The 6,874-nt window shown below is 62.5% G+C and carries 8 protein-coding genes and 1 pseudogene; 7 read left to right on the forward strand and 2 right to left on the reverse strand.

What is annotated here, in order from left to right:
* Window positions 1-11: 11 nt before the first annotated feature.
* From whiA to OCL88_RS16330, 7 genes are all read left to right on the forward strand, one after another.
* Window positions 12-992 carry a DNA-binding protein WhiA gene (gene whiA / locus OCL88_RS16300; protein WP_021470406.1) on the forward strand — a complete coding sequence of 327 codons (981 nt, stop codon included), beginning with the start codon at window positions 12-14 and terminating at the stop codon, window positions 990-992.
* 175 nt (window positions 993-1,167) lie between these two features.
* Window positions 1,168-1,791 (forward strand): superoxide dismutase, encoded by a 624-nt coding sequence (locus tag OCL88_RS16305; protein ID WP_021470407.1) that lies wholly within the window; start codon window positions 1,168-1,170, stop codon window positions 1,789-1,791.
* Between the two features lie 267 nt (window positions 1,792-2,058).
* Window positions 2,059-3,069 carry a type I glyceraldehyde-3-phosphate dehydrogenase gene (gene gap, locus OCL88_RS16310; RefSeq protein WP_021470408.1) on the forward strand — a complete coding sequence of 337 codons (1,011 nt, stop codon included), beginning with the start codon at window positions 2,059-2,061 and terminating at the stop codon, window positions 3,067-3,069.
* A gap of 9 nt (window positions 3,070-3,078) precedes the next feature.
* The gene (locus OCL88_RS16315; protein ID WP_264963169.1) at window positions 3,079-4,305 is read left to right on the forward strand and encodes a phosphoglycerate kinase; all 1,227 of its coding nucleotides are present in this window, start codon (window positions 3,079-3,081) and stop codon (window positions 4,303-4,305) included.
* Window positions 4,306-4,380: 75 nt separating this feature from the next.
* Window positions 4,381-5,196 (forward strand): triose-phosphate isomerase, encoded by an 816-nt coding sequence (tpiA, locus tag OCL88_RS16320; RefSeq protein WP_021470410.1) that lies wholly within the window; start codon window positions 4,381-4,383, stop codon window positions 5,194-5,196.
* Window positions 5,197-5,232: 36 nt separating this feature from the next.
* Window positions 5,233-5,490: a preprotein translocase subunit SecG gene (gene secG / locus OCL88_RS16325; RefSeq protein WP_021470411.1), complete on the forward strand. Its 258-nt coding sequence runs from the start codon at window positions 5,233-5,235 to the stop codon at window positions 5,488-5,490.
* Window positions 5,491-5,599: 109 nt separating this feature from the next.
* Window positions 5,600-5,995: an RNA polymerase-binding protein RbpA gene (locus OCL88_RS16330; protein WP_264963170.1), complete on the forward strand. Its 396-nt coding sequence runs from the start codon at window positions 5,600-5,602 to the stop codon at window positions 5,993-5,995.
* Here the strand turns inward: OCL88_RS16330 and pgl are convergent.
* Window positions 5,948-6,766 carry a 6-phosphogluconolactonase gene (pgl, locus tag OCL88_RS16335; RefSeq protein ID WP_021470412.1) on the reverse strand — a complete coding sequence of 273 codons (819 nt, stop codon included), beginning with the start codon at window positions 6,764-6,766 and terminating at the stop codon, window positions 5,948-5,950. The two genes, OCL88_RS16330 and pgl, sit on opposite strands and share 48 nt — an antisense overlap.
* Window positions 6,756-6,874, reverse strand: a pseudogene (locus tag OCL88_RS16340) (glucose-6-phosphate dehydrogenase assembly protein OpcA); the annotation flags it as partial. The pseudogene OCL88_RS16340 and the gene pgl, both read right to left, overlap by 11 nt.

Consider the following 6,874-nt stretch of genomic DNA (forward strand, 5'->3'; position numbering starts at 1 on the left):
ATACATACGCGATGGCACTTACCGCGTCGGTCAAGGACGAACTGTCCCGGCTGGACATCAAGAAGTCCTCAGTCCGCAAGGCCGAAGTCTCGGCCATGCTCCGGTTCGCGGGCGGCCTGCACATTATTTCGGGCCGGATCGTCATCGAGGCCGAGGTGGACCTGGCTTCCACCGCCCGGCGGCTTCGGGCGGCCATTGCCGAAGTTTACGGCCACCAAAGCGAAATCATCGTCGTCTCCGGCGGTGGCCTCCGCCGCGGCAGCCGCTATGTCGTGCGCGTGGTCCGCGACGGTGAGGCGCTGGCCCGGCAAACCGGTCTCCTGGACGGCCGGGGCCGGCCTGTGCGGGGGCTGCCGTCGGTGGTCGTCAATGGTTCGGCGGCGGATGCGGAGGCCGTGTGGCGCGGGGCCTTCCTCGCCCACGGCTCGCTCACGGAACCGGGACGGTCCTCCTCCTTGGAGGTGACGTGCCCGGGTCCCGAGTCCGCATTGGCACTGGTTGGCGCAGCACGTCGCCTTGGCATCCAGGCCAAAGCACGGGAGGTACGGGGAGTTGACCGTGTGGTCATCCGCGACGGAGACACCATCGCCGCCTTGCTGACCCGCATGGGTGCCCACGATGCCCTGATGGTGTGGGAAGAGCGGCGCATGCGCAAGGAAGTGCGCGCCACGGCCAACAGGCTGGCCAACTTCGACGACGCCAACCTGCGCCGCTCCGCACAGGCCGCGGTCGCCGCCGGCGCCAGGGTGGACAGGGCCCTGGAGATCCTCGGCGACGACGTTCCCGAGCACCTGAAATACGCGGGGGAGCTGCGGGTTGCCCACAAGCAAGCAAGCCTGGACGAGTTGGGCCGGCTAGCCGATCCGCCCATGACCAAGGACGCGATCGCCGGCCGTATCCGGCGTTTGCTGGCTATGGCGGACAAGCGTGCGCTGGACTTGGGCATTCCGGGAACTGAGGCAAATGTGACTCCGGAAATGATGGACGAATAGCTGCCGCCCATAGAATCGGGAGGGTGCGGGGGAAATACTCCGGGGGCCAGTCGGGTTGTCGCCCGTAGACTCAACAGGAGGCTTCTCCGCCCAAGGGTTTCCGGCCGGTTCATCGGCCGGATGAACAGAACGAGAGTTACCAACCGGACTTCGGTCCACTACATTGGAGGATTTCGTGACAGAGTACGTCCTGCCCGAGCTCGGCTACGACTACGCAGCACTGGAGCCGCACATTTCGGCGAAGATCATGGAGCTGCACCACAGCAAGCACCATGCCGCCTACGTTGCCGGCGCCAACAACGCCCTCGCACAGCTGGCCGAAGCCCGCGAAAAGGGTGATTTCGCCAACATCAACCGCCTCTCCAAGGACCTTGCGTTCCACACCGGCGGCCACATCAACCACTCCGTGTTCTGGAACAACATCTCCCCGGACGGAGGCGACAAGCCCGAAGGCGAGCTCTCGGCAGCCATCGAGGATGCCTTCGGCTCCTTCGATGCCTTCCGCGCACAATTCACTGCTGCAGCACTTGCCCTGCAGGGCTCCGGCTGGGCCTTCCTTGCCTACGAGCCCATTGGCGGCAACCTCGTGATCGAGCAGCTCTACGATCAGCAGGGCAACGTTGCCGTGGGCACCACCCCGCTGCTCATGCTCGACATGTGGGAGCACGCTTTCTACCTGGACTACGTCAACGTCAAGGCTGACTACGTGAAGGCTTTCTGGAACATCGTCAACTGGGCAGACGTAGCCAAGCGCTTCGAAGCAGCCCGCGCCAACGCCACGGGGCTTATCGTTCTCTAGTTGGTGAGGCCGCGTTCATTGAGGTGTAACAAAAGTCACATTTCAGTGAAATAGGCCCAAATGCTGAAATGCCTGCCTCCGCAGTTGCGGGGGCAGGCTCAGTTAAACGTAAGATGGATCACGGAAGGCGGTTAGCCTTCAGCAACGTGGCTGGTCGCCCTCCGATCTGATAATCACCTCTGCCCAATGACGTGCGGGGTCTGTTGGTTGGACCCAAATCCAACTCACGAGGCGTGCTTGCAAGAGCACCAAGGAGATTGACAAACAGTGACCACCCGTATTGGTATCAACGGCTTCGGCCGCATCGGCCGTAACTACTTCCGCGCCGCGCTGGCACAGGGCGCAGACCTTGAGATCGTGGCAGTCAACGATCTCACCAACCCTGAGACCCTGGCGCACCTCCTGAAGTACGACTCCGTCGGAGGCCGTCTGACCCAGTCCGTGGAAGTTGTGGACGGCAACATCGTCGTTGACGGCAAGTCCATCAAGGTTCTGGCAGAGCGTGATCCCGCCAACCTTCCCTGGGCCGACCTCGGCGTTGACATCGTCATCGAGTCCACAGGCTTCTTCACCGCAGCTTCGGCAGCGCAGAAGCACATCGACGCCGGCGCCAAGAAGGTTCTTATTTCGGCGCCTGCCAGCGACGAGGACATCACGATCGTCATGGGCGTGAACGACGACCTCTACGACCCCGCCGCACACAACATCATTTCCAACGCATCGTGCACCACCAACTGCCTCGGCCCCCTGGCCAAGGTTGTCAACGACGCCTTCGGCATCGAGCGTGGCCTGATGACCACCGTGCACGCGTACACGGCAGACCAGAACCTGCAGGACGGCCCGCACAAGGACCTGCGCCGCGCACGTGCAGCTGCCATCAACATGGTGCCCACGTCCACCGGCGCTGCGAAGGCCATCGGCCTGGTGCTTCCCGAACTCAAGGGCAAGCTTGACGGCTACGCCATCCGCGTGCCCGTCCCCACCGGTTCGGCTACGGACCTGACTGTGACCGTGTCCCGCGAAGTGACGGTTGAGGAAGTCAACGCGGCTGTAAAGGCTGCTGCCGAGTCCGAGGAGTGGGCGGGCATTCTTACCTACACTGACGCCCCGATTGTTTCCTCTGACATCGTGGGGGATCCGGCGTCGTCCATCTTTGACTCGGGCCTGACCAAGGTCATCGGCAACCAGGTCAAGGTTGTTTCCTGGTATGACAACGAGTGGGGCTACTCCAACCGCCTCGTAGACCTCACGGAGCTCGTTGCATCCAAGCTGGGCTAGGGTAGACACATGACATCTCACACCCTCAACGAACTCATCGCTGAAGGTGTCCGCGGGCGGTACATTCTGGTACGAAGTGACCTGAATGTGCCGCTCGACGGCTCTACAGTGACCGATGACGGCCGCATCAAGGCTTCCCTTCCGGTCCTTAAGAAGCTCTCGGACGCCGGTGCCCGCGTGCTCGTAACCGCCCACCTCGGACGCCCCAAGGGAACTCCCGAGGAAAAGTACTCCCTCAAGCCTGCTGCAGCCCGTCTGGCTGAGCTCGCCGACTTCAAGGTCCAGTTGGCCGAAGATACCGTCGGAGAGTCCGCCAAGGCCCTGGCTGCGGCGTTGCAGGATGGTGAAGTGCTCGTCCTGGAGAACGTCCGTTTCGACGCACGCGAAACCAGCAAGGACGACGCCGAACGTGGCTCCTTTGCTGACGAGCTTGTAGCGCTGACCGGGGACAACGGAGCATTCGTGGATGACGCTTTCGGCGCCGTCCACCGCAAGCACGCCAGCGTCTACGACGTCGCTACCCGCCTGCCCGCTTACTTGGGCGACCTCGTCCACACCGAGGTTGAGGTCCTCCGGAAACTCACCACGGACACGCAGCGTCCGTATGTGGTGGTGCTTGGCGGTTCCAAGGTCTCGGACAAGCTCGCGGTTATTGACAACCTCCTGGGTAAGGCGGACACCATCCTCGTTGGTGGCGGTATGCTGTTCACCTTCCTGGCAGCGGCCGGCCACAAGGTGGCGGGCAGCCTGCTGGAAGAGGACCAGATTCCCGTTGTCCAGGACTACCTCAAGCGCGCTGCCGATGCCGGTACGTCATTCGTCATCCCGACCGACGTCGTGGTCGCTTCCAAGTTCTCCGCAGACGCGGAGCACGAGGTAGTGAAGGCTGACGCCATTGAGGAAAGCTCTTTCGGCAAGAGCGGTATCGGCCTGGACATTGGTCCGGAATCAGCTTCCGCCTTTGCTGCCCAGATCGAGGGTGCCAAGACTGTTTTCTGGAATGGCCCCATGGGCGTTTTCGAGTTCGAGGCCTTCTCCGGCGGCACACGTGCCATCGCCCAGGCCCTGACGGACACCGTGGCTTTCACAGTGGTTGGCGGCGGCGATTCGGCTGCGGCCGTTCGTACCCTCGGGTTCGAGGACTCGCAGTTCGGCCACATTTCCACCGGCGGCGGTGCCAGCCTTGAGTACCTCGAGGGCAAGGAACTTCCGGGCCTCAGCGTCCTGGACCGCTAAATCAGTAATCCGGCCGGCGGGACGCCCCTGCGTTCTGCCGGCCGTTCACTTTTCACAAGCAATCTTGGAGTTCACGTGACTACTTCTGCCAACGGCAACTTCGTCCGCAAACCCTTCATCGCCGGCAACTGGAAGATGAACATGGACCATGTCCAGGGCATCACCCTGTTGCAGAAGCTGGCGTGGACGCTTTCGGACGCCAAACATGACTACAACCGTGTTGAAGTTGCCGTCTTCCCTCCGTTCACAGACCTTCGCGGTGTGCAGACTCTCGTCCAAGGCGATGAACTGGACGTCGTCTACGGCGGCCAGGACCTTTCCCAGTTTGATTCCGGCGCGTACACGGGAGACATCTCCGGTCAATTCCTGAACAAACTGGGTTGCGCCTATGTCCTGGTTGGGCACAGCGAACGCCGCACCATCCACAACGAATCCGATGAGGTCCTGAACGCCAAGGTCAAGGCCGCCTTCCGCCACGAAGTCACTCCCGTCTTGTGCGTTGGTGAAGGCCTCGAGGTGCGCCAAGCGGGCACCCATGTGGACCACACGCTGGCCCAGTTGCGGGCCGGGGTCGAGGGCCTCACGGCGGAGCAGGCGGCTCAGCTTGTGGTTGCTTACGAGCCCGTCTGGGCCATCGGCACCGGCGAAGTGGCTGGCCCGGACGATGCACAGGAGATGTGCGCAGCCATCCGCGCTGAACTCGCGCAACTGTTCGACGCCGACGTGGCAGGGAAGACCCGGCTGCTCTATGGCGGATCGGTCAAGGCCAACAACGCTGCGGCCATCATGGCCGGGACCGACGTCGATGGCCTGCTTGTGGGTGGCGCCAGCCTTGACCCGGCCGAGTTTGCTAACATTGTCAGGTTCGAGAGCCACGTCGCCAAGGGCTAGTCGGGCTCCCGTTTTCCGTTTCTTCGAAAGGCCGTCGTGGACGTTCTTCAAGTCATCCTGCAGATTCTGCTGGGCATCACCAGCCTCCTGCTGACCTTGCTCATCCTCCTGCACAAGGGCCGCGGTGGCGGCTTGTCGGATATGTTCGGCGGTGGCATGAGTTCCGGGCTGAGTTCGTCCGGCGTCGCTGAGCGGAACCTGAACAGGTTTACCATCATCCTGGGTGTTACGTGGGGTGTGGTGATCATCGGGCTGGGCCTGATCATGCGCTTCACCTCCGGTGGGGATTCCTAGCCTTCATCCGAAGGGTGCCGCCGTCCGCGCCCTGGCATTAGACTGTGCGTGTCGGCCTGAAAGGCCTACTGGCCTTTCAGGCCGATCACCGAGTCGCTAGGGGATCGAAATGGTTCATGGCACGCAAGGTTACCGGGGCACCCGGGTGGGCGTAGCCCAGGGGTCGCCTCCCAGAAATCACAGTGATCATAGTGATGGAGAACAACTGCCGCGTATGCGTGTTCCCTATTGGTGCGCCAAGGGACACGAGACGCGGCTTGTTTTTCTTAAGCTGCCCGAAGATCAGATACCAGTGAGCTGGGATTGCCCGAAGTGCGGGCTACCCGCCTCCAGGGATCCGCTGCACCCGGCTTCGGCACGCTCCGAGGACGAGATTTTCAAGTCGCACCTGGACTACGTTAAAGAAAGACGCTCCAGCCAAGACGCGGAAAAGGTCTTGGCCGGAGCGCTTGAACGCCTACGCGCCCGCGGGGTCCTTCCGGACCAGCTGCTGGGGGACGCGTGAAGCCGCATTCTCATCAATAAGCCACAGTGTCCTGGCTTGGCCCACGGGGCCTGCTGCGGGCACCTGTACTGGATTGGCACCGGCCAAGGCCAGGCCTACCGCCCCGGCCTTGTCCTCGCCCGCAACCACCATCCAGATTTCCTGGGCGGTGTTGATGGCGGGGAGCGTCAGCGAAATACGCGACGGCGGCGGCTTCGGCGAGTTCTCGACCCCCACTACCGTTCGGCTCTTCTCCCTGATTGCACCCTGTTCCGGGAAGAGGGAGGCCACATGCGCATCCGGACCGACACCCAGCAGCAAGACGTCGAAGCGGGGGAGTGCTGCGGGCTCTTCCGGACGATCATCTGACATGTCGGCTGCGTGCTCGGCTTCCGCTGCTTCCTTGAGCTTGGTTGCGTAATCCTGGGCAGCTTCGTCGGCAGTCGCAAAATCGTCAGACGAGCCAGGTTCGTGGACCCGGTTCGGATCTACGGGCAGATGTGCCAACAGAGCCTGGTAGGCCTGACGCGTGTTCCTGTCCTCGCTGTCGGCGGGCACAAAACGTTCATCCCCCCACCAGAAATTCACCCGGGACCAGTCGACTGCCGGAGCCGCGGCCGACTCCGCCACGGCCTTCAGCGTGCCGATACCGACGGTTCCGCCGGTGAGGACCACCGTAGCTTCGCCGTGCTTGTCCTGGACGTCCACAAGCTTGGTGATGAGGCGTGCCGCAATGGCTGCCATCAGAACCTTGGAGTCGGGGTGGATGCTAACTCTTGGCTCAGCGCGCACTGGTCTGGACTCTCCTTTGACTGGTAAGTGGAAGTCCCATCGTAATCACTTCTCCGAAGACTTCGTCGGGGTCGAGCCGGCGGAGTTCTTCTGCGAGGCAGTCCTTGA

Origin of the sequence: Paenarthrobacter sp. PAE-2 (genome assembly GCF_026013155.1) — a bacterium.
In the GTDB taxonomy this organism is placed as follows: Bacteria; Actinomycetota; Actinomycetes; order Actinomycetales; family Micrococcaceae; genus Arthrobacter; species Arthrobacter ureafaciens.

Excerpts from the sequence above, each read along its gene's own strand:
- whiA (WP_021470406.1), top strand. The coding sequence starts at position 12 with ATGGCACTTACCGCGTCGGTCAAGGACGAACTGTCCCGGCTGGACATC.
- OCL88_RS16315 (WP_264963169.1), top strand. The coding sequence starts at position 3,079 with ATGACATCTCACACCCTCAACGAACTCATCGCTGAAGGTGTCCGCGGG.
- OCL88_RS16330 (WP_264963170.1), top strand. The coding sequence starts at position 5,600 with ATGGTTCATGGCACGCAAGGTTACCGGGGCACCCGGGTGGGCGTAGCC.